The sequence below is a fragment of the Streptomyces chiangmaiensis genome, assembly GCF_036281785.1.
Lineage (GTDB): Bacteria > Actinomycetota > Actinomycetes > Streptomycetales > Streptomycetaceae > Streptomyces > Streptomyces chiangmaiensis.
Genome location: NZ_JAYWVC010000096.1, coordinates 1 through 22,926, shown reverse-complemented (window position 1 = coordinate 22,926; position 22,926 = coordinate 1). Strand labels below are relative to the sequence as shown.

The window sequence follows — 22,926 nt, the reverse complement described above, 5'->3', positions numbered from 1 at the left end:
AGGAGAAGCAACCGATCCGTCGTGCGGATTCTCTTCACAAGGGGCGGCGAAACGGGCGCGGCTACGGTCGTTCGGGACCCCGTGGCACTCTTCGAGACACTCATCAAGCCCGGATAGTAGGCCGTCCGCATGCCGCATGTGCGCAGATACGCCGTCAACTCCCTGTAAAGGTTAGTTAATAGTACAAAAATCGGGCATGTTGAATGCGGGTATGAGTCGGTTGTCGGAGAGGCGTACGGAGTGCCTGGCCGTCCTCGTGCCCGTCGTCGTCATGCTCGCGATCGGGCTGTGGGGACTGGACCGCGGCGGGATGTGGCGCGACGAGGCGGTCACGTTCCAGGTCGCGCGCCGCTCGGTGCCGCAGATCTGGCACCTGCTGGGCAGTGTGGACGCCGTGCACGGCCTGTACTACCTGCTGATGCACATGGTCCTGGCCGTCCACCCGGGCGAGGTGCTGCTGCGGCTGCCCTCGGTCTGCGGTGCGGTCGCGGCGACGGGCCTGGTCGCCGCGCTGGGTACGCGGCTGTGCCGACCGAGGGTCGGGCTGTGGGCCGGCCTGCTGTACGCGGTCACGCCGATGGTCGGGCACTACGCGCAGGAGGGCCGCTCGTACGCGCTGGTCGCGGCCGGGGTCGTGGGCGCGACGCTGCTGCTCGTGCGGGCCGTGCGGGGCGGGAGGTGGTGGCCGTACGGGGTGGTCCTCGCCGTCACATGTCTGCTGCACGAGTTCGCCGTGCTGGTGCTGCTCGCGCACGCCTGCACCCTGGCGCTCGCGCGGGTGCCGTGGACGGTGTGGCAGCGCTGGGGCTGCGCGGCCGGGGCCGTCGTCGCCGTGCTGCTGCCGCTCGTCCTGGTCTCGTGGGGGCAGGCGGAGCAGGTGGCATGGCTGGCGGCGCCGGACGGGCGGAGCGTGGAGCAGCTGCTGGAGCGGTTCGCGGGGCCCTCACCGGTGGTTCTGGGACCGTATCTCGTGTTGATCGCGCTGGCTGGGGGGATGGCGAGATCCAAGCGGGACCTGTCGCCGGCGGGGGTGGCGCTGCCGTTGATGGTGATTCCGCCGGCCGTGCTGATGGGGGTGTCGCAGGTCTCGCCGCTCTATGACGACCGGTACGTGCTGTATGCGCTGGCCGGGGCGCCCCTGCTGGCCGCGGCGGGGGCCGAGCGGGTGGCCGGTGTCCTGAGCCGGCTGCGCACGGGGCATCGTCGCGTGCCCACCGTGCCCCGGCAGACGTCGTACGCCGGCGGTGTGGCCGCCGGCGGACCTTTGCTGCCCGCGCCCCGTGGACCCGCGGGCCACGGAGGCAGTATCGCCCTCCGGCACGCGCCGCGCATGTCCACGTCCCGCTCCAACGGGGCCGTCCCGCCCTCCTCATGGGTCCGGTACCGGGGCGGTGCCCTGCTGGGTGTGCTCACCGTCTGCGCCGTGCTGCTCGTGCAGTTCCCCCTGCTCCGGGCCGACCGTCGGGCCGACCACCGGCCCGACGACCTGGCCGGTGTCTCCGCCCTCGTGGGCCGGCAGGTGCGGCCCGGGGATCCCGTGCTGTTCCTGCCGTCGCTGGAGCGGCGGTCGGCGCTGGCCTATCCGGCCGGTTTCGGAGGGGTCCGCGACGTGGCGCTGGACATGCCCGCCGCCGAAGACGGGACGCTGTACGGGCGGGAGGTGGGACCCAGGGAGCTGCGGCGCCGGCTCGGCGGCCTGACCTACGTGTGGGTGGTCAGCGGGCCGTTCGCACCGGGGTCCACCTGGACTCCCCCGAACCCCACCGAGCGCGCCAAGCTCGCGTTGGTGACGCAGGAGTTCATCATCCGTGAGGAGTACGTCCGCCGCGGTGTCACCCTTCGACTTTATGTACGTCGCGAAGCGCCCCGGCCTGCTGTCTAGACGCAGCCCGGTGCCTCCTCGAGCGCCGCCGCGTCGAGCGCCTGGGTCAGCCGGTCGAGCCGGGCATGGAGGTCCATGATGTCCTCCAGTTCGAAACCGGTAGCGGTGACGATCCGGGTCGGCACCAGCAGCGCGCGCTTCTTCAGGGCCGTGCCTTCGTCCGTGAGGTGGACGCGCACGGACCGCTCGTCCTCGCGGCTGCGCTCGCGTCGTACCAGGCCCGCCGCCTCCAGGCGCTTCAGGAGCGGCGACAGCGTCCCGGAGTCCAGCCGCAGGTGCTCGCCGAGGCTCTTCACCGGCAACTCGCCGTGCTCCCACAGCACCAGCATCACGAGGTACTGGGGATACGTGAGCCCGAGGTCCTTGAGGACGACACGGTAGACGCTGTTGAAGGCGCGGGACGCGGCGTGGAGCGAGAAGCAGATCTGGCGGTCCAGGCGCAGGAACTCCTCGCTCGCGGAGGCCTCGGCGCTGGGGATCGGCGTGGTCGTCATGACTCCAGGATAGCCCTGGCGAGTGATTCAGTTGTGTCCAACTAAATTGTGTGCTCTACTTATCTCCGTGAGGCGGTCCGGAGGGACAGAAGGTCCGGCCGCCGAAGATGACTTCGAGAGGGATGGTTTTCCATGGATGCGCTGTACACCGCCGTCGCCACCGCCACCCACGGCCGTGACGGTCGTGCCGTCACCTCCGACGGCAAGCTCGACCTTGAGCTGGCCGTCCCGGTGGAGATGGGCGGCAGCGGCCAGGGCACGAACCCCGAGCAGCTGTTCGCCGCCGGCTACGCGGCCTGCTTCGCCAGCGCCCTCGGCCTGGTCGGCCGGCAGGCCAAGGTCGACGTCAGCGACGCCGCGGTGACCGGCGAGGTCACCATCGGCAAGCAGGGCGAGGGCTTCGGTCTCGCGGTCACCCTGCGCATCGAGCTGCCGGAGTCCGTGGACCAGGCGACCGGGCGCAAGCTGGTCGAGCAGGCCCACCAGGTCTGCCCCTACTCCAACGCCACTCGCGGCAACGTCCCGGTCGAGCTCGTCGTCGAGTAGTCGCACCACGCGCGGCCCCTCCGCCTTCGAGGACGTACGGGCCGTACACGCGCCCGCGCCCGGCGCCGGTACCTCCTCCCGGCTCCGGGCGCGTGTCACGTCGAGGTCGGCACGGCGCAGTCGCCCGCCGACGGGGCCGGGATGGAGACCGCGGCATCCGGCTCGCCCAGCATCAGCGTCCGCACCACCCGTCGGGCCGCCTGCCCGTCGTCGAACTCGCAGAAGCGCGCCCGGAATCCGGCCCGCAGCGACGTCGCGTCCGCGTCCCGCCAGCACCCGGAGGCGAAGAGCCAGGCCAGCTCGCGGTAGGAGCGCGAGACCTGCCCGGGTGCGTTCGCCGTGATGTCGACGTACGTGCCCCTGCTCGCCCTGTACGCCCCCCAGTCGTCGGCGTGCACGACGATCGGCCGGTCCAGGTTGGCGTAGTCGAACATGAGGGCCGAGTAATCCGTGACCAGGGCGTCCGAGGCGAGCATCACCTCCTCGACGTGGGGCTCGTCGGTGGCGTCGACCAGCACGCCCCTCCGGTGCAGCTCCGTGAGCCCCATCCCACGGGCCGGGCCGTCCGCGAGCGAGGGGTGCAGCCGGACGACGAGGGTGTGCCCCTCACCCAGGTCCTCGGCGAACCGCGCCAGGTCGAACCCCTCCACGTGACCGCCCCGCACATGGTCGCGGCGGGTGGGCGCGTACAGCACGACCGTGTGGTCCTCGGGGATGCCGTGCCGGAGCCGGAAGGCGCCCCCGCCGTCGGGTTTCGCGTTCACGAGGACGTCGTTGCGGGGGCTGCCGGTGCGGACCGAGGTGAAGTGACAGGGGTAGACGCGGTCCCACACCAGTTCGGAGTGGCGGTTGGCGACCAGGCTGTAGTCCCAGCGGTCCGCGCGGTGCAGCATCCCCGGTACGTCGACCCCCTGCCGGGCGCCCGGCTTGCCCCGCAGATCGGTCCCCATGTACTTCAGCGGAGTGCCCTGGTGGGTGTGGATGTGCACGCTGCCGGGGCGTTTGACCAGGGAGCCGGGCCAGTTGACGTTGTTGACGAAGTAGGTCGCGCGCGCAGTGACCTGCCGGTAGGCCAGGGACCCCGGCAGGACGTACTCGATGTCCGGCGGCAGGTGCTCGACCTGCTCCGGGTTCACCACCCACACGCCGCGGATGTGCGGGGCCAGGTCGCGTGCCGCGCGGTCGATCGCGGCCGGATCTCCGAGGACGCCGCGGTGCGAGAACGCCGAGTAGACCGCCAGGTTCGGGTCGAGGGACCGCTGTGCGTGCACCCAGGACCACCCGCGCTTGATGCGGCCGGCCGCCGAACGGCGGACCTGCCCGGCGCGCAGACCGAGCGCGTCGCCGGCGGCCGTGGCCCGCTGCCGGGCCCGGTAGCTGGCGTATCCCCCCTCCAGGACGCGCAGTGCGGCGGGGACCGGTTCCCGCGTGCGGTGCCTGTGGAAGAGCTCGGCCGTGCGGCGGAAGAACGCGCCCTTGGCGGACGCGGGGAGCCGGTCCGGCTTGGCGAGGATGTCCAGACAGTGCTCGCCCATCTTGCGGTGCAGGTACGGCCGCCAGCGGTCCAGTTCCGGGTGGGCGTCGACGTACGCGAAGACCCGCTCGTACTGGTCGTGGATGTCGAAGTGCTTGCGGCTGGTGGTGGACAGGATGTTGCCCTGGCGGCGCTGCCGGTAGAGGAGACAGATCCGGTCGAGGGTCGCGATCCGCCCGGCGCTGAGCAGGGTGGGGAAGGTCCAGGGTGTGTCCTCGTAGTAGCCCGGCGGGAAGCTGAAGCCGTGGCCGGTGACGTAGTCCCGGCGGTAGGCCTTGTTCCACACCACCATCAGCAGGTCGAGGATCTCGGGGCGTTCGGCCGCGGTGAAGGTGCCGGCGGCCTCCGCGAGCACTTGGGCCAGCGCGTTGCGGCGGGTGCCGCCCCACCAGTAGGAGCGGGCGTAGTCGAAGACCAGCACGTCCGGGTCGCGGGTCTCCATGAGCCGGTCCGCGATCGCCCGCAGTGCGCCCGGGGTGAGGGTGTCGTCGCTGTCCAGGAACATGAGGTAGTCACCGGTGGCGTGCGGCATCCCGGCGTTGCGCGCCCGGCCGAGACCGACGTTCTCCGGCAGGTGCATTACATGCACGCGTGGGTCGCGCTCGGCGTACTCGTCGAGGATCGCCCCGCATCCGTCGGGCGAGCAGTCGTCGACGGCGACCACCTCGAAGTCGGCGTACGACTGGCCGAGCACCGAGTCGAGGCACTCCCGCAGAAAGCCCTGCACCTTGAAGACGGGGACGATGATGCTGAAGCGGGGCACGGGAATCAGCTCCTGACGAGGGCGGGGGCCGGGGCCGGGATGCGCTCGGCGAGCGGGATCACGGGCGGAATCGACTCCGGCGGCTCGCCCAGCAGTACCCGGCGCACCACGCGTTCGGCGGCGCGCCCGTCGTCGAACCGGCAGAAGCGCTTGCGGAAGGCGGCGCGCAGGGCGGCAGCGGAGCCGTCCGCGTACGAGCCGTCCCGGAAGACGGCGGCCAGGTCCTCGGGCCCGTGCGCCACCCGGCCCGGTGGTGCCTCCATGAGGTCGAAGTAGACGCCCCTGGTCTCCCGGTAGACGTCCCAGTCGTCCGCGTACACGACGATCGGGCGGTCGAGGTTGGCGTAGTCGAACATGATCGACGAGTAGTCGGTGATCAGCGCGTCGGCGGCCAGACACACGTCCTCGGCGGAGCGGTGCCCCGTGACGTCGATGATCCGGCCGCTGTTCCTCGCCGCGCCCGCGTCGTAGAAGTAGTGGGCGCGCAGCAGAACGACGTAGTCGTCGCCGATCGCCTCGCAGAACGCCTCCAGGTCGAGGCGTGCGTCGAAGCCGGCGCTGTAGTCGCGGTGCGTGGGCGCGTAGAGGATCGCCGTCCTGCCCTCGGGCACGCCCAGGTCGCGGCGGATACGGGCGACGTCGTGGGCGGTCGCGGTGTAGTAGACGTCGTTGCGCGGATAGCCGTACTCGAGGGTCTCGTAGGCGCCGGGGAAGGCCCGCTCCCACATCTCGGTGGAGTGCCGGTTGGAGGAGAGGTTGTAGTCCCAGCGGTCCACCCGCGCCAGCAGCTTGGTGAAGCTGCCGGTCGCGGCCGCGACCACCGGGTACGTCGACTGGTCGACGCCCATCTTCTTCAGCGGAGTGCCGTGCTGGGTCTGCAGATGCACACTGCCGGGGCGTTTGACCACGCCGTCGGCGAAGTTGGCGTTGTTGACGAGGAACGTGGCGCGGGCGAGCACGTCCCAGTAGGCACGGCTGCCGATCACCGCGTACTCCACGTCCTTCGGGAGGCTTTCCACCGCGTCCGGCTCGACCAGGAACACGGACCGGAGGTGCGGGGCGAGTTCCCTGGCCTTGGCGTGGATCGCGGCCGGGTTGCACGCGTAGCCGCGGCCCCAGTACGCGCAGTACACGGCCAGGTTGGGGTCGAGCGGGCGGCGCAGCGCCAGCGCGTACCGGAGCCGGGTGCGCAGCATGCGCGGAACCGGGGGCCTTCGGACCGCCTTCGCCGTGACCCGGCTGATGCCGCGCAGCGCCCGGAAGGCGCTGTACGCACCGGACGCGAGCAGCCGGTGCCGGACCCCGGCGCTGCCCGCGGGCGGCCGGAACCCGGTCGGGCGGTGGCGGCGGTAGAGGCGTGAGGCCTGCCGGAAGAAGGCCCGGCGCCGATGCGGCGGCAGCCGTTCCGGATGGGCGGCGGTCCGCAGGACGACGGAGAAGAGCTGCTCGAACAGCGGCAGCAACCGGTCGGCGGGAAGAATGAGTTCGGCGGCCCGGCCCAGTACCAGATCGGCCTGGTCGAGAAGGTCGAACTGGTGCTCGCCGGGGGTGTGGAGCCGACTGCCCTGCCGGCGCACCAGATGCCGCACACAGACCGAGCGCAGTACCGAGATGCGTTCGGCGGCGAGTGTGACCAGACCGCCCCAGCCGATGTCGGTGAAGTGGCTTGCCGGAAAGGCCAGTCGATGCTCGGCGATGAACGCGCGCCGGTACGCGGCGCTCCAGGCGGGCACGGAGACACCGGTCAGTTCCGGAGCCCGGTCGGGCGTGAAGGCGCCGTCGGGGGCCGTGCCGAGCGGGGCAGTGGACGTCTCGGCGTCCCACCAGTGGACTCGCTCGTGGTCGAAGTAGAGGACGTCCACGTCACCGACCGCCGCCAGGTGTCCGTCGATCGCCGCGAGGGCGCCGGGAATGAGGACGTCGTCCCCGTCGAGGAACAGCAGATACGACCCGGTGGCCGCCTCCGCCCCGGTGGTCCGGGCCACCCCCAGGCCGCCCGAGGCGGGCGAGGTGAGCGGGACGACCCGCTTGTCCCGCTCGGCGTACGCGGTCGCGACCGTGCCCGCCGTGGAGTCGGGCGCGTCGCAGACCGGGATCACCTCGAGGTCGCCGAATGACTGGGCGAGGACGGAGTCCAGGGCCTGGGACAGGCGGCCGGCGACGCCGAAAGCGGGGACGATGATGCTGAAGCGGGGCATTCTGCTCTTTCTCTCGGGCCCGGTCCCTGTCCCGGGGCAGGTGCGTCGTACGCGTGCGGGTGCGTCAGCGCCCGGGCCGTCCGGGGAGGGCGGGGGCGGGGGCGGGCCTGTGCGGCATGGCGGAACTCCGGGGGTCGGGAGGCTCGGTGGTCAGAGGCGTTCGGTGACCGGGAGGCGGCGTCCGGGCACGGGGACGGTGGTGAGCGGTGCGGCAGGCCGTCCCGCCGCGGCGGACGGGACCGGGTGCCGGCCCGCCAGGGGGACCACCGACGGCAGCCAGGCGTTCTCCCCGAGCACGACCCTGCGTACGATCCGTTCGGCCGCACGCCCGTCGTCGTACGGGCAGAAGCGCTCGCGGAACGCCCTGCGCCGCTGCTCCGAGCGTGAGCCGCACCAGTGGCCCGTCGCGAAGATGTCGATCAGCTCGTCCTCGTCGCGCGCGACCGCGCCCGGCGGGAAGTCGCGCACGTCGAAGTAGGTGCCGCGGGCCGCCTCGTACGCTTCCCAGTCGTCCGCGTACACGACGACCGGCCGGTCGAGGTTGGCGTAGTCGAACATCAGCGACGAGAAGTCGGTCACGAGCGCGTCCGAGGCCAGGCACACCGACTCCACGCTCGGGTGGTCGGAGACGTCGATCGCCCGGCCGCCGGTGACCCGGGCGAGTGGCCCGCCGGACGACGGGTGCGCGCGGGTCAGCAGCACGAAGCGCGGTCCGAGCCGGCGCAGAAAGCGCTCGAGGTCGAGGGCGGGGCGCAGGCCGCGGCGGTAGTCGCGATACGTCGGCGCGTACAGGATCGCCACCGAGCCCTCGGGGATCCCGAACGTCTGACGCAGCCGGGCCACGTCCGCCGAGGTCGCGCGGGCGAAGACGTCGTTGCGGGGGAGGCCGTACTCCAGCGTGGTGAACCCGGAAGGGAACACGCGCTCCCAGACGAGGGTGGAGTGGCGGTTGCCCGACACGACGTAGTCCCAGCTGTCGGCGGAGCGCAGCATCCGGCCGAAGTCGGTGGCGCGGGCGGCGGCCGGACGGTCCTGGAGGTCCAGGCCCATGCGCTTGAGCGGGGTGCCCTGCCGGGTCTGGATCAGGATCTGGCCCGGACGCTTGATCACACCGGGGTCGAAGTCGTCGTTGTGCACGAGGTACTTGGAACGGGCCAGCGCCGTCCAGTACACCACCGAGCCCGGCCGCAGCCGGCGGGTGGCGACCGGGACGGTGTGGTGATGCTCGGGGTGCGCGATCCACGCGGTGCGGATGTGCGGGACCAAGTTGCGGAACGCGGACTCCAGGGCGCCCGGGTTGCAGCCGTATCTGCCCCCCGCGTCACGCGTGAAGACGGCCCGGTCGGCGCGGAGCGGGAGGCGGAGCTGGATGCGGTAGTGCGCCTGGAGCGCGGCGGCGGCCAGACGCCGGCCCGCCCCGGCGGCCAGATGCCGGGTGCGGCGCGCCAGACCGGACGCCGGCGACAGCGTGCGGTAGGTGCGATGGCTGCCGAGGCGGATCAGAAGATGGCGCAGCCTGAGGGGCGCGCCCGGGACGCGGTACCGGCGGTAGTGGGCACGGGCCAGCCGCAGGAACTCGGCGCGGCTGTCCCGGGGCAGTCGGCCGCGCCGGGTGTATACGGTGGTCAGGTGGTCGACCATGCGGCGGAACAGCACCGGGCGCCAGCGGTCGAGCTCGGGATGCGCGTCGAGGTGTGCGAAGACCCGGTCGTACTGGTCGAAGACGTCGAAGTGCCTGCGGCTGGTCGAGCCGAGGATGCTGCCCTGACGGCGCTGGCGGTAGTGGACGCAGACCCGGTCGAGCGTGGCGATGGTGTTTGCGGTCAGCAGCACCGGGAACGTCCACGCGGTGTCCTCGTAGTAGCCGGGTGGGAAGGTGAAGCCCGCGCGCTCGACGAACTCACGGCGGTAGGCCTTGTTCCAGACCACCATCAGCAGCGAGAGCAGTCCGGGGCGGTCGTCGAGCCGGAAGGGCGCCGGCCCCTCCTCGGCGAGCAGGCCGGCCAGCTGGTTGCGGACCGTCCGCCCGGTCCAGTAGGTACGGGCGTAGTCGAAGACCAGGACATCCGGCTCGGACGTCTCCTTCAGCCGGTCGGCCAGGTCCCGGAGCGCATCCGGGGTGAGGGTGTCGTCGCCGTCCAGGAAGAGCACGTAGTCGCCGGTCGACAGCTCGAGGCCCGCGTTGCGGGCCCGTCCGAGTCCCACGTTGTGCGGCAGATGCAGTGGGTGGACGCGGGGGTCACGGGCGGCGAACTCGTCGATGACGGCGCCGCAGGCGTCGGGCGAGCAGTCGTCGACGGCGATCACTTCGATGTCCGTGTACGACTGCTCCAGCACGGATGTGAGGCATTCCTGCAGGTACGCCTGAACCTTGTACGCGGGGACGATGACACTGAACCTGGGCAAGGGGCATCCATGGGATCGACGCGGGCATACTGCCCGGAAACGGCCGAGGGGCCGCTTTGGTTACGCCGGCTGCGGCAAGTGGGGGAACGCCGACGGAAATCCCAGGTGAACGGAGATGGGTGGGCCTCGATGCCGGTCCACCCCGGAACTGCCGTGTGATCGGGTCTACTTCACGGCACCCGCCATGACGCCCGACACGAACTGCCGCTGGAACGCGAAGAAGACGGCCAGCGGGATCATCATCGAGATGAACGCACCCGGGGCCAGGACGTCGATGTTGTTGCCGAACTGGCGTACCTGTGTCTGCAGTGCGACCGTGATCGGCTGCGTACCGGACTTCGAGAACACCAGCGCGACCAGCATGTCGTTCCACACCCACAGGAACTGGAAGATACCGAGGCCGGCGATCGCGGGGCCGCCGAGCGGCAGCACCACCCGTGCGAAAAGCCGCAGTTCGCCCGCGCCGTCGAGCCGGGCCGCCTCCAGCAGCTCCCGGGGGATCTCCGCGAAGAAGTTCCGCAGCAGGAACACCGCGAAGGGCAGGCCGAAACCCGTGTGGAAGAGGATCACGCCGAAGACCGTGCCGAACAGGCCGATCTTCCCGAACAGTTCGGCGATCGGGATCAGCGCCACCTGCACGGGGACGACCAACAGGCCGACCACGCCCAGGAACCACCAGTCGCGGCCCGGGAACTCCATCCAGGCGAAGGCGTAGCCCGCGAGGGACCCGATCGCCACGACCAAGGCCGTCGCCGGAACGGTGATCAGGACCGTGTTCAGCAGGGAGTTGGTGATGTCACTGCTCTCCAGGAGCCTCCGGTAGCTCTCGAACGTCAGCTGCGAGGGCTCGCCGAAGACCTTCCACCAGCCGGAGCCGCTCATGTCGGAGGGCGTGCGCAGCGACGCGAGCAGCAGACCCACCGTCGGCACCAGCCAGAACAGGCCGACCACGATGAGGAAGACCCGTACCAGGCCGCTGCCGACACCCTCCACCAGGCGCGCCCCGAGGGACCGTCTGGCCCGGACGACCGTGGCGGGCGCCGCCTTCGGCAGACTTCCGGCATGCGTCGTCATCGCCGCACCTCCCGCCTGAGCCTGCGGATGTTGAACAGCATCACCGGGATGACGAGTAGCAGCAGGAACACCGCGATCGCGCTCGCGATGCCCGGTTGGTCCTCCGAGAAACCCTTGCGGTACAGCTCGAGGGCGAGGACGTTCGCGTCGTCCTGGGAGGAGCCCGGCGGGATGATGAAGACCAGGTCGAAGATCTTCAGCACGTTGATCATCAGCGTGACGGTGACGACGGCGAGCACGGGCGCCAGCAGCGGCACGGTGACCCGGCGGAACACTTGCCACTCGTTCGCGCCGTCCACGCGCGCCGCCTCCAGCAGCTCCCGTGGCAGCCCCGCGAGCCCCGCGGCGATCAGCACCATCGCGAAACCGGCCCACATCCACACGTAGGCGCCGATGACGGCAGGGGTCACGAGCGCCGGACCGAGCCAGTCGACGCCGTTGTACGGCTCCTTGAAGTTGCTCGCCGGCAGCCGCAGTTGTGCCCCGTCGGCGGCGGCGGGCAGCGTGAACGTCCCGTCCGCGGCGGCCTTGGCGGAGGCGACGACCTTGCCGCCCTTCACCGCCTCGATCCGCATGCCGGCGTAGCCCTGCTCGGCCGGGTCCACCGCGCCGAGCTTGCCGACGCCCTTGCCGCGCGTGAAGTCCTGCCAGGCCGTGCCGGTGACCTTCCCGGGCCCCGGCTGCGCCTGGACGGCCGGCTTCGCGCTCTTCGGCATCTGGTCGGGGGCGACGCCCACCAGGGGAAGCGTGACCGGCCGGCCCGTGTGCACCGTCGTGGCGGTGATGAAGCCGCCCTGGTCGGGCTCGAGGGGCGACCGGCGGCCCGGGTGCGCCTTCGGGAACGCGGACGACTCGGCGAACGTGTCGTGGACGCCCACCCACACCGCGTTGGCGACGCCCTTGTCCGGGTCCTGGTCGTACACCAGCCGGAAGATGATCCCCGCGGCCAGCATCGAGATCGCCATCGGCATGAAGACGACCAGCTTGAACGCCGTTCCCCAGCGCACCCGTTCGGTGAGCACCGCGAAGATCAGGCCCAGTGCGGTCGAGACGGTCGGTGCGAACACCACCCAGATGATGTTGTTGTTCAGAGCGGTGCGGATGCCCTCGTCCGTGAACAGGGCCTGGTAGTTGTCGAATCCGGCGAAGGAGTCGCCGGACTGGCTGAGGAAACTGCGGATCAGCGAGTATCCGATCGGGTAGACCACGAGCGCGCCCAGCAGGACCAGGGCGGGCAGCAGGAACAGCACTGCCACGGTCCTGCTAGTGCCGGTCACGCTCTTGCGCTGACGGGGGGCGGAGGGCGTCGCCGGGGTCTTGGCGACGCCCTCCGCGGCTGCCGACGTCATTGCCGGATCAGCTCCCGCTTCCGTACGCCGCCGCCGCGTCGCTCTCCAGCTTCGCCTGGGTGCCCGCGATGTCCTTCGGGTTCTTCAGGAAGTCCTGGAGGTCCTTCCACTCGCCCTTGCCGGGTGTGCCGCCGAAGGCCTGCGGGGCCTGGTCGGACATGTCGAAGCGGAAGTTGTCGCCGGCGGAGATCAGCGCCTCGGCCATCTTCCGTTGCACGTCGTTCGGGTACGCCGACACGGCGACCGACTTGTTCGGCGAGAGGTAGCCGCCGAGCTTCGCCTGGATGGTCGCGGCGTCCGGCGAGGCCAGGAAGGTGACCAGGGCCTGTGCCGCCGTGGAGTCCTTCAGGACGACGGCCGCGTCACCGCCGGAGACCACGGGTGCCTGCCCGCCCACGACGGGGAACGGGAACACCTTCGCGTCCGTGCCGACCTTCGCCTTCGTCTCCGCGATGTTGACCTGGACGAAGTCCCCCTCGAAGACCATGCCCGCCTTCGGCTGGTCGCCGCCGGTGAAGGTCCGGGTGACGGACGCGGGGAACTCGGTCTGCAGCGCGCCGTCCGCACCGCCCGCGATGTAGTCCTTCTCGCCCCAGATCTGGGCGAGCGTGGTCAGCGCCTCCTTCACCGACGGGTCGGTCCACTTGATCTTGTGCTGGGCCAGCTGGTCGTACTTGTCCGGGCCCGCCTGGGAGAGATAGACGTTCTCGAACCAGTCGGTGAGGGTCCAGCCGTTGGCACCGCCGACGGAGAAGGGGGTGACCCCGGAGTCGTATACGGCCTGGGTGACCGCCATCAACTCTTCCCAGCGCTTCGGCTCCTCTGCGCCCGCGTTCTGGAAAACCTGCGCGTTGTACCAGATCAGGGACTTGTTGGCGGCCTTGTAGTAGGCGGCGTACTGCTTGCCGTCGACCTTGCCGAGGTCCTGCCAGCCCTGCGAGTAGTTCTTGGCGAGCTGCGCCTGGGCCTCGGGGCCGAGGGGCTTGGCCCACTTCTTGTCGACAGCCTGCTTGATGGCGCCGGGCTGGGGGAGCAACGCGACGTCCGGCGGCTGCCCGCCGGCGATCTTCGAACCGAGGAAGTTGATGATCGGGTCCTGGGCGGGCACGAAGGCGACCTTGGCGCCCGTGCGCTTCTCGAACTCTGCGAGAACCTGCTTGAAGTTCTTCTGCTCGCCGCCGGTCCAGACGGCGGCGACCTCCAGGCTCTGGCCGTTCAGCTTGGGGAGCGTGACGGTGGCGCCGCTCTCCTTGCCGCCGGCGCTCGGCTTGCCGTCGTTGCTCTTGTCGTTGCCGCCGCCGCAGCCGGTGAGGGCGAGTGCCCCGGCGATGAAGGCGGCCGCCGCGGTCAGCGCGGCTCTGCGGGTTAAGTGGCTCGGGTGTTTCGGCGACTTGCGCATACGAAGAGTGCTGTGCATCACTGCCCCGTTCTTCTTTCCTCGTCGAACGTTCGAGTGCTGTCCCGTGCGCTCTGGTCTACGCGGGGCCCTTCAGGGCGGCAAGAGCGCCTGCGCTGTCAAGCCCGCGATCGTGACCGCGTCGTGACGTACCGTCAATGACGCTGCCGACACCACTCGGTACAGCCCGGACGCAAGCCCCCGGCGTCACAGCAGCGAAGGCACCTCGATCGCCGACACCGACCGTGCCGCCCGCTCCAGTGCGCTCGCCAGCAGGGCCAGGTCCGTCGGTCCGTTGCCGAGTTCGCGGACGGGACGGCGGGCAGGCGGGTCACCCATGCGCTGCCACTCCAGTGGTACGACCGTGGGGCGCAGCGTCGCCGTGCGGGGAATGCGGCCAGTGATCCGCCCTCCCTGGAACGGCGTCACCTTGCCGTCCGCCCGTGTCAGCCGCCCACGGCCCGGCGCCGGTTCGTCCGTACCCGAGGAGACCTCCTCGAGCGCGATCCGCAGCGTGGCCGCGCGGGCCGGCTCCCACTGTGCCGTCCGCCCGCCCGGGCCCGCGGCGACGACTAGGTGCACACCGAGCCGTTCGCCGTCCCGGGCCACCGCCTCCAGCGCGCGCACCACCGATCCGGTCGCCGGGCGGCCCGGTGAGCCGAGCGCCGGTGACAGCAGCGCGTCCAGGTCGTCGACCAGCACGACCAGTCGCGCCGCCGGCGGCACCGGCTCCGTCTGCTCCCGCGTCGCCGCGGGACGGAGCCTCAGCGTCGTGCTCGGCGGCGTGTCCAGGTCGCCGGAGTCCGAACTCCCCGTCCGCTGCTGCCCGATCCGGCCCGACGCTCCCTGTAGCGTGTGCCACTCGGCGAATCCGAGCCGCCCCAGCAACTCGGCCCGCCGTTTCAGCTCGGCGCTCAGCGACTGCGCGAACTCCCGCATGCGCACCGGATCGTTGGCCGCCAGGTGGGTGGTCACGTGCGGCAGGTCCATGCAGGCACGCAGGCCGTCTCCGCCGGCATGGCCGTTCGGCCCGCAGTCGCGGCCGTCGACGAGCACGATCCCGAGCCGGTCCGGCCGCTCGGCCGACGCGAGCGACGCGGCGATCGAGCGCAGCAGTTCCGTACGGCCGCTGCCGGGCGGCCCCTCGATCAGCAGATGCGGCCCCTCGGCGACCAGGTCCAGGCACACCGGACCACGCGGCCCGGCGCCGAGCACCGCCCAGACGCGCCCGCCCGGCGCCTGGGTGTCGTCGACGGCGTCCGCCCAACGTGCCATCAGCGACGCCGGGGTGGCCCGCGCCAGACCCAACTCGTCCAGCAGCCGCGCCGCCTGGGGCAACGGCGCCGATACACGCGTGTGCCGCTCCCCGCGGCCGTCGGTGCGCAAGGGGGCGAGCGCCCGGGCGAACCGCTCGGCCCACGCCGGGGAGACCGCGTCCACGGCGGCCACCGTGCCGTGGCCCACCGGGGCACGGAGCCCGTGCGCGGCGTCGGTGCCCTCCCCCGGCGCGACCCGCAGCAGCCGCAGCGCCGTCGCCACGTCGCCGCTCAGCAGTGCGACGGCCCCGCACTCGCGGAACGCCGGCGACGTCGCGCATGCCGCTTCGTACGTCGCCGTCATCGGCGAGGCGGGCGAGGCGGGCGGCGCCTCGGCCAGACAGATGACATGGATCCCGGCCCGCGGCCCCTGGTGTGCCAGCCGCACCACGGCCTCGCGCACAGCGGCACCGCCGGGGTCCCCGTCGACGACCACCACGGTGTACGGCCCGGGGAGCGCGCCGCCCGCAGGGTCGTCGTCCCGCACCCAGGAGGGGCGACGGGCGGCACCACGTACGGAAGATGCGCCCTGCGGGTCGAGCGCGGGGTTTCCCGGATCGGCGGGGTGGTGAAAGGCCCCTGGCGACTCGCCCGCCGTGCCGGAACGCCGGCCCGGGGCGGTCCCGCGGGGCGGTCCTGTGAGGCCGTCCTGGTCCGTCAGATGGTCCTCCAGACGGCGCAGCAGCTCGTCCGTGCGCGCCGCCGCCTGCTCCCGGTCGTACGCCAGCAGGAGCCGGCAGTCCTGGCCGTGGGCCGGGCGCAGGTGCGGCAGCCAGCCGAGCCAGGACCAGTCGGCGGTGCGCTCCTCCAGCGGGCGGGAGCGGTCCGCGCTGATCAGGACCAGCTCCAGCATGTCGGGGGAGTGCAGCGCGGCGAGCTGCGCGACCACCACGCGCGCCAGCCCGGCCAGCCGCTCCCGGGGCCCCGCGAGGCCCAGCGAGCCCACCTCGCGCAGCCCGGCGGTCACGGGGACGGCGGGCAGCAGTCCCGAACCGTCCGGTGCCGCCCGGTCGGCCGTGCCCAGCCGCACGGTGAGCGTCTCCGGGTGCCCGGGGCCGCGCTCCCACAGCCGTGGCCCGGGACCGAGGACCGCCAGCAGCAGCGCCGCGGGGTCGGGCCACTTCTCCGGGGTGGCGGCCGCCAGGAACGCGGGCACCGACGCACCTCCGTCCGCGTCGTACGCTCCCCGTCCGATGCCGCTCTGGTCGCCGCGGCCCCCGGTCAGCCGACGCGCCCACGCGGTGAAGCCGCGCCTGCGCACCCCCGGCGGCACATCCGTCCCGCGCGGCGGGGTGCCCTTGCGCATCCCCCCGGCGGCCTGGCCCCGGCTCTCGATCAGGGGGGCTCCGCCCTGTCCCGGCAGGACCGGAGCCATCGGGGCACCTCCCCGCTCGCGGGGGTCCTCCTGCTCGAGCGAGGACGGGAGCCGGCCGGAGGGCGGCTCCTCGGCCCCGTGCTCCAGCGCTCCCTGCTCCTGCGCTCCTGGGACGGCCCCGCCCGCGGCGCCCCAGGCGGTGACGCCGTAGCCGTGATGCGTGTTGCCGGACAGGCCGCCGGACGGGCCGGTGCGGTCGGCGCGGGCATGATCGGTGTCCGGTCCGGGTGTCCTGGCGGCGCCGGAACGCGTCCCCGGGCCGCTTCCCCCGCGCGCGCGAGGCACGGACGTCGACGGTGCGGCCTGCGCCGGGTCTCCGGCGTCCTCCTCGCCGAGGACGCGTACCCGCCCCTCCCCGTCCGGCGCCGTCCCCATGGGCCGCATCCTGCCGGGCAGGGTCAGCCGCAGGGCCGATTCGCCGATGCGGAGCAGGGCGCCGGGGGCGAAGCGCATCGGGTGGTCGGTCACCGGACTGCCGTCGAGCACGGTGCCGTTCGTGGAGTTCAGGTCGGCGACCGAGACGCTGCCGTCGGCGGTGAGTGTGATCGCGCAGTGCAGCCGGGAGACGTCCGGGTCGTCCAGGGGGACCTCCGCGTCCGCGGAGCGGCCGATGCGGATCGCACCGCCGTGCAGCAGATGGACGCCGCCTGCGTCCGGGCCCGCGACCACGTGCAGTTGGGGCGCGTCCGCGTCCGGCTCGGGGCCCGGCTCCGCGGGGGCGCTCAGGGTCAGCACCGCGCCGTCCAGCAGCGGCGGCTCACCCAGGGTGCAGCGCTGCGCGTCCAGCCGCTCCGTGCCCGCGTACAGCACCGAGGGACCCTCGCCCGAGCCGACCGCCGCGGCCAGGCCCGACGCGACCGCGGCCAACGCCGTCCCGGCGGGCGCGGTGACCAGCACATCGCAGCTCGCGGCGCGTGCCTGGGACTCCGGGAGCGGGCCCAGCGGGTCTACGACGGTCAGCCGGATCTGCATCGCCGTCAGCGGTCCCTTCTGCGCGGGCGCCCGAGGACGGTGAGGGGAGCCGTGCCGCGGTCCCCACCGCGACCTTCCCCCACCGCGCACGAGCACATCGGCCAGTACGGGATGCATCCTCGCACCTGCCGCCGACAACACGCCCGCCGCCCACCGCCAAGTGATCTTGATTGGTCGGCTCTGCCCGCAAAAGTGCCTGACCGGTGCGCGGCCGCTGCCCGCTTGAGATCGGTCACGTCCGGTCCTGGCAACCATGTGTGCCGAAGCGAGCGTCTTCCCGTCGACCGCCGAATATCGAACATGTACGGGAGTGGCGTACGTATCCCCCAATGGGTGCGGCAAGGGGAAGGACGCGGGAGCCCATGGACAGGGGATACGGGTACGGGGAACGGCGGCATGTCCGCAGACGTCCATGGCTGTGAAAGGCGGCGGACGCACAGCCGTCGACATCCCGGTGCCAGGATCTGCGGCACTACAGTGGGTCGGACCACCCTTAGAACGGGTGGACGGACCGGACAAGCAAGCAGCAGGGAGCGCATGACGTGCGGCCGGTAGGCAGCAAGTACCTGCTCGAGGAGCCGCTCGGACGCGGCGCCACGGGCACCGTCTGGCGAGCCCGCCAGCGGGAGACCGCGGGTGCCGAGGCGGCCGTCGCGGGCCAGCCCGGCGAGACCGTGGCGATCAAGGTCCTCAAGGAGGAGCTGGCGAGCGATCCGGACATCGTGATGCGGTTCCTGCGGGAACGGTCCGTCCTGCTCCGCCTCACCCACCCGAACATCGTGCGGGTGCGCGACCTGGTCGTCGAGGGCGATCTGCTGGCGCTGGTCATGGATCTCGTCGACGGCCCCGACCTGCACCGCTACCTTCGCGAGAACGGGCCGTTCTCGCCCGTCGCCGCGGCCCTGCTCACCGCGCAGATCGCCGACGCGCTGGCCGCGAGCCACTCGGACGGCGTAGTCCACCGCGACCTGAAGCCCGCGAACGTCCTGCTCCGGCAGGAGAGCGGCCAGATGCACCCGATGCTGACCGACTTCGGCATCGCCCGACTGGCCGACTCGCCGGGCCTCACGCGCACGCAGGAGTTCGTGGGCACGCCCGCGTACGTCGCACCCGAGTCCGCCGAGGGCCACCCGCAGACCTCCGCCGTCGACATCTACGGCGCCGGCATCCTGCTGTACGAGCTGGTCACCGGGCGTCCCCCGTTCGGCGGTGGGTCGGCCCTCGAGGTGCTCCACCAGCACCTGAGCGCCGAGCCGCGCCGCCCCTCGACGGTGCCCGACCCGCTGTGGACGGTCATAGAGCGGTGCCTGCGCAAGAACCCGGAGGAGCGGCCCAGCGCCGAGAACCTGGCGCGGGCACTGAGGGTCGTCGCCGACGGCGTCGGCGTGCACGCGAACTCCGCGCGGATCGCCGCCGCTGAGGGCGTGGGCGCGTTGCTCGCGCCGGACCCGGACCCGGCGACCGTCCCGGGCTCGGGCGACCCCACCCAGGTGCTGCCGCACAACGCCGCCGGGTACGACCCGAACGCGGCGACCAGTGTCCTGCCGCACACCTCGGGCCCCGCCGACCCCACGGCCATGATGCCGCCGGTGCCGCAGCACCAGCCGGGCGGGCAGCCCCCGCAGGACGGGCCGCACCCCTGGCAGACCCAGCTGCGCGCGGCCCGTGACCGCAACGAGCAGACGCAGGTCCAGGCGTACCTCGACCCCGACGAGGACCCGCTGCGCCGCCGGCCGCAACGGCAGGTCGCCCGCCCGCAGCAGTCGCGGCGGCAGCCCGGGTACGGGCATTCGCAGCAGCCCCAGCAGTACGCGCCCCAGCGGCAGCAGCCGCAGCGGTACGCGCCCGCGCCGCAGCAGCCCCGGCAGCCGGCTCCGCGTCCGGCACGTGAGCCGCGGCAGCGCAGCGCCAACCCGATGAAGATCCCGGGACTCGGCTGCCTGAAGGGGTGCCTGTTCACGATCCTCATCCTGTTCGTCGCCGGGTGGCTGGTCTGGGAGTTCAGCCCGTTGCAGGAGTGGATCGGTACGTCGAAGTCGTACTGGGCGCAGCTGACCGACTGGTTCTCGACCGTGACCGGCTGGATCGGGAGGCTGGGCGAGAGCAAGCCCTGAGCGGCGGACGGCCGAGACGGCCCAACAACGTACCGAGCTTGGGGATTTGTCGACACCTGACGGGTGATTTCCGCCTGGGCGGTGAAGGTTGCGGCCTCGGACGCGTAGTTTTGTCGACCGGGTCCGTCGGTTCGCGGCGTCCGCCGCGGCATCACGGACCCGGAACGGCGCAGCGTCGGCAATACGCGTCCCCAGTAGGAGCAGTCTTGGCACGGAAGATCGGCAGCCGGTACATCGCGAACCAGATCCTGGGACGGGGGAGCGCCGGCACGGTGTGGCTGGGCGAGGGGCCGGAGGGGCCCGTCGCCATCAAGCTGCTGCGGGAGGACCTCGCGTCCGACCAGGAGCTCGTGGGCCGCTTCGTCCAGGAGCGCACGGCGCTGCTGGGGCTCGACCACCCGAACGTCGTCGCCGTGCGGGACCTGGTGGTCGACGGCAACGACCTGGCGCTGGTCATGGACCTGGTCCGGGGCACCGATCTGCGGACCCGCCTGGAACGGGAGCGCCGGCTGGCGCCCGAGGCGGCGGTGGCGATCGTGGCGGACGTGGCGGACGGGCTGGCGGCGGCGCATGCGGCCGGGGTCGTGCACCGCGACGTGAAGCCGGAGAACGTGCTGCTGGACATGCAGGGGCCGCTGGGCCCGGGCGGAGCGCACCCGGCGCTGCTGACCGACTTCGGCGTCGCCAAGCTGATCGACTCCCCGCGCCGCACCCGGGCGACGAAGATCATCGGCACTCCGGACTACCTCGCTCCGGAGCTGGTGGAGGGGTTGCCGCCGACGGCGGCGGTGGACATCTACGCGCTGGCGACGGTCCTGTACGAGCTCCTGGCGGGCTTCACGCCCTTCGGTGGCGGACATCCTGGGGCGGTACTGCGGCGCCATGTCACCGAGACCGTCGTGCCCCTCCCCGGCATTCCGGACGAACTGTGGCAGCTGATCGTGCAGTGTCTGGCGAAGGGGCCGGCGTCCCGGCTGCGGGCGTCGGAGCTTGCGGCACGGCTGCGGGAGCAGGTGCCGCTGCTGGCGGGGATTCCGCCACTGGACGTGGACGAGCCCGATGCGGAGCAGGCCGAAGAGCCGTACGAGGCGGTGGAGCCGGGAGAGCCGGTGACGGCCCGGGAGCGCCGTGGGTCGGTCCCGTTGGTGCCCGGGGCGAAGCCGGACTCCAACCGGGACACCCATACGTCGATGCGGGTGCCGGGGCCGGACGAGCTGGCCGGCGGCGCCCGGGGCACGGCCCGCGTGCCCCGCGCCACGGGCGCCCTGCGCCCGGGGTCGGCCCGCCACCGGGCGCAGGCCCGCCGCCGGCGGCTCGTTCTGGGCGCGGTGACGGCGGTCCTGCTGGCGGCGGTCGGGGTGGGGGCGTGGCTGGCGACGTCCGACGCCGACGACGGGCAGTCCCCGGCGACGCAGAACTCGGCCCCGGCGTCGCCCTGACAACGGGCGCGCGGTCGGCTGTCCGCGTCCCGCCTCGGTCCCTCCGGCCGATGCGGTGTGGCCGGGGCCGCGGCCCGGACCGGCCCCGGTGCCGGGCGCTTCCGTAACCGGCGGTCACCCGGCGTTCACCGCCCGGCGGAGCCGTTACGCTGGATGCGTGGCAGTCGTCGATGTATCCGAAGAGCTCAAGTCCCTCTCCTCGACCATGGAGTCGATCGAGGCCGTTCTGGACCTCGACCGGTTGAGGGCAGACATCGCCGTGCTCGAGGAGCAGGCGGCCGCGCCGTCCCTGTGGGACAACCCGGACGAGGCGCAGAAGATCACCAGCAAGCTCTCCCACCTCCAGTCCGAGGTGAGGAAGGCCGAGGCCCTGCGCGGCCGGATCGACGACCTCGGGGTGCTCTTCGAGCTCGCCGAGGCCGAGGACGACCCGGACACCCGCGCCGAGGCCGAGACCGAGCTCACCGACGTCAAGAAGGCGTTGGACGAGATGGAGGTGCGGACGCTTCTCAGCGGCGAGTACGACGCCCGTGAGGCGCTCGTCAACATCCGCGCCGAGGCCGGTGGCGTCGACGCCGCCGACTTCGCCGAAAAGCTCCAGCGCATGTACCTGCGATGGGCCGAGCAGCACGGCTACAAGACCGAGATCTACGACACGTCGTACGCGGAAGAGGCAGGGATCAAGTCCACGACCTTCGCCGTCCAGTCGCCGTACGCCTACGGCACCCTCTCCGTCGAGCAGGGCACGCACCGGCTCGTCCGTATCTCCCCCTACGACAACCAGGGGCGGCGCCAGACCTCCTTCGCGGGCGTGGAGATCCTTCCCGTCGTCGAGCAGTCCGATCACGTCGAGATCGACGACTCGGACCTCCGCGTCGATGTGTTCCGCTCCTCCGGCCCCGGCGGCCAGGGCGTCAACACGACCGACTCTGCCGTGCGGATCACGCACCTCCCCACCGGCATCGTCGTCACCTGCCAGAACGAGCGGTCCCAGATCCAGAACAGGGCCAGCGCGATGAACGTCCTGCAGGCCAAGCTCCTCGAGCGGCGCCGGCAGGAGGAGCAGGCCAAGATGGACGCCCTCAAGGGCGACGGCGGCAACTCCTGGGGCAACCAGATGCGTTCGTACGTCCTGCACCCGTACCAGATGGTCAAGGACCTGCGCACCGAGTACGAAGTCGGCAACCCCGAGGCCGTGTTCAACGGCGAGATCGACGGCTTCATCGAGGCCGGAATTCGCTGGCGCAAGCAGCAGGAGAAGTAAGCCCGATGGCGCACGTCGAAAGCACCACCGAAGAGTGATGCTTTGTTGATAAGGCAACTGCCCCTCGCGCAGGGGTGGTTGCCTTTTCTGTGGCCCGATGTCTGGGTTTTACATCACACTCACAGACTGTGTCTCCCACAAACAATCACCAATTGGACATCGCGCGCGCAACGACCTTGACGTTGCTGTGAAAACTCGGAAGTCTGAAGCGTGGCATGCGTGACTATGGGGCGCATGTGAACCGGGGGGCTCCAGTGCTACAACCGTCCCCGATGCCGTGGCCCCGTGCGCTGCTCCAACGACGATCAGCTACTGGGGGTAGTAGGTAGATGACCAAGAAGACGCGGATCCGTGTGGCGCGGATAGCCGCCGGTGCCGTGATCGCCGCGGGCGCCTCGCTGACTGCTGCGGGCGCGGCTTCCGCCCTGGACCAGCAGGTCGATGTGGGCCCGGTTTCCCTGGGCGTGTCCACGCCCGACGGAGACAGCGACGGTGGCGTGAACATCGGCGCGAATGTCAACGTGATCGGAGGCAGCTCCGAGGGCACGTCCGAGGGCACCTCCGTGGGCACTTCGACGGGTACGTCCGAGGGCACGTCCACGGGTACGTCCGAGGGCACTTCGACGGGTACGTCCGAGGGCACTTCGACGGGTACGTCCGAGGGCACCTCGACGGGTACGTCCGAGGGCACTTCGACGGGTACGTCCGAGGGCACCTCCACGGGCAACTCGGCGGGTACGTCCACCGGCACCACCGAGGGCGGTTCCGGCAACGGCGGCGGGAACGGCAACACCGGCGGGAACG

The 22,926-nt window shown here is 71.9% G+C and carries 13 protein-coding genes and 1 pseudogene; 6 read left to right on the top strand and 8 right to left on the bottom strand.

Annotation, left to right across the window (positions count from 1 at the left end; all coding sequences use genetic code 11):
• Positions 1–211 precede the first annotated feature (211 nt).
• On the top strand, positions 212–1,882 hold the full coding sequence (locus VXC91_RS24815) for a glycosyltransferase family 39 protein (RefSeq protein ID WP_329509544.1): 1,671 nt from the start codon (positions 212–214) through the stop codon (positions 1,880–1,882).
• On the opposite strand, the gene VXC91_RS24810 is transcribed toward VXC91_RS24815, so the two are convergent.
• Positions 1,879–2,376, bottom strand: a complete 498-nt coding sequence (locus VXC91_RS24810) for a MarR family winged helix-turn-helix transcriptional regulator (RefSeq protein WP_329509543.1) — start codon at positions 2,374–2,376, stop codon at positions 1,879–1,881. The two genes, VXC91_RS24815 and VXC91_RS24810, sit on opposite strands and share 4 nt — an antisense overlap.
• A gap of 132 nt (positions 2,377–2,508) precedes the next feature.
• Here VXC91_RS24810 and VXC91_RS24805 point away from each other — a divergent pair, with 132 nt between their 5' ends.
• Positions 2,509–2,922: an organic hydroperoxide resistance protein gene (locus tag VXC91_RS24805; protein ID WP_329509542.1), complete on the top strand. Its 414-nt coding sequence runs from the start codon at positions 2,509–2,511 to the stop codon at positions 2,920–2,922.
• Positions 2,923–3,017: 95 nt separating this feature from the next.
• Here the strand turns inward: VXC91_RS24805 and VXC91_RS24800 are convergent, their stop codons facing one another.
• From VXC91_RS24800 to VXC91_RS24770, 7 genes are all read right to left on the bottom strand, one after another.
• The gene (locus VXC91_RS24800) at positions 3,018–5,219 is read right to left on the bottom strand and encodes a bifunctional glycosyltransferase/CDP-glycerol:glycerophosphate glycerophosphotransferase (RefSeq protein WP_329509541.1); all 2,202 of its coding nucleotides are present in this window, start codon (positions 5,217–5,219) and stop codon (positions 3,018–3,020) included.
• 5 nt (positions 5,220–5,224) lie between these two features.
• Positions 5,225–7,417, bottom strand: coding sequence for a bifunctional glycosyltransferase/CDP-glycerol:glycerophosphate glycerophosphotransferase (locus tag VXC91_RS24795; protein WP_329509540.1), 2,193 nt, complete (start codon positions 7,415–7,417; stop codon positions 5,225–5,227).
• A 150-nt stretch (positions 7,418–7,567) separates the two neighbouring features.
• The gene (locus VXC91_RS24790) at positions 7,568–9,823 is read right to left on the bottom strand and encodes a bifunctional glycosyltransferase/CDP-glycerol:glycerophosphate glycerophosphotransferase (protein ID WP_329509539.1); all 2,256 of its coding nucleotides are present in this window, start codon (positions 9,821–9,823) and stop codon (positions 7,568–7,570) included.
• A 165-nt stretch (positions 9,824–9,988) separates the two neighbouring features.
• Positions 9,989–10,897: a carbohydrate ABC transporter permease gene (locus VXC91_RS24785; RefSeq protein ID WP_329509538.1), complete on the bottom strand. Its 909-nt coding sequence runs from the start codon at positions 10,895–10,897 to the stop codon at positions 9,989–9,991.
• Positions 10,894–12,246: a carbohydrate ABC transporter permease gene (locus VXC91_RS24780; RefSeq protein WP_329509537.1), complete on the bottom strand. Its 1,353-nt coding sequence runs from the start codon at positions 12,244–12,246 to the stop codon at positions 10,894–10,896. The genes VXC91_RS24785 and VXC91_RS24780 overlap by 4 nt, the downstream gene beginning before the upstream one ends.
• A 7-nt stretch (positions 12,247–12,253) precedes the next feature.
• On the bottom strand, positions 12,254–13,645 hold the full coding sequence (locus VXC91_RS24775) for an ABC transporter substrate-binding protein (RefSeq protein ID WP_329509536.1): 1,392 nt from the start codon (positions 13,643–13,645) through the stop codon (positions 12,254–12,256).
• A gap of 204 nt (positions 13,646–13,849) precedes the next feature.
• Positions 13,850–17,305 (bottom strand): FHA domain-containing protein, encoded by a 3,456-nt coding sequence (locus VXC91_RS24770; protein ID WP_329509535.1) that lies wholly within the window; start codon positions 17,303–17,305, stop codon positions 13,850–13,852.
• A gap of 542 nt (positions 17,306–17,847) precedes the next feature.
• On the opposite strand from VXC91_RS24770, the gene VXC91_RS24765 reads away from it, so the two are divergent.
• The 4 genes and pseudogenes from VXC91_RS24765 to VXC91_RS24750 form a co-directional block, all read left to right on the top strand.
• Positions 17,848–19,419 (top strand): serine/threonine-protein kinase, encoded by a 1,572-nt coding sequence (locus VXC91_RS24765; protein ID WP_329509534.1) that lies wholly within the window; start codon positions 17,848–17,850, stop codon positions 19,417–19,419.
• A 206-nt stretch (positions 19,420–19,625) separates the two neighbouring features.
• Positions 19,626–20,858, top strand: a complete 1,233-nt coding sequence (locus VXC91_RS24760; RefSeq protein WP_329509533.1) for a serine/threonine-protein kinase — start codon at positions 19,626–19,628, stop codon at positions 20,856–20,858.
• 157 nt (positions 20,859–21,015) lie between these two features.
• Complete coding sequence (gene prfB / locus VXC91_RS24755) at positions 21,016–22,122, top strand: peptide chain release factor 2 (RefSeq protein ID WP_329509532.1); 1,107 nt, start codon at positions 21,016–21,018, stop codon at positions 22,120–22,122.
• A 329-nt stretch (positions 22,123–22,451) separates the two neighbouring features.
• Positions 22,452–22,926, top strand: a pseudogene (locus tag VXC91_RS24750) (hypothetical protein); the annotation flags it as partial.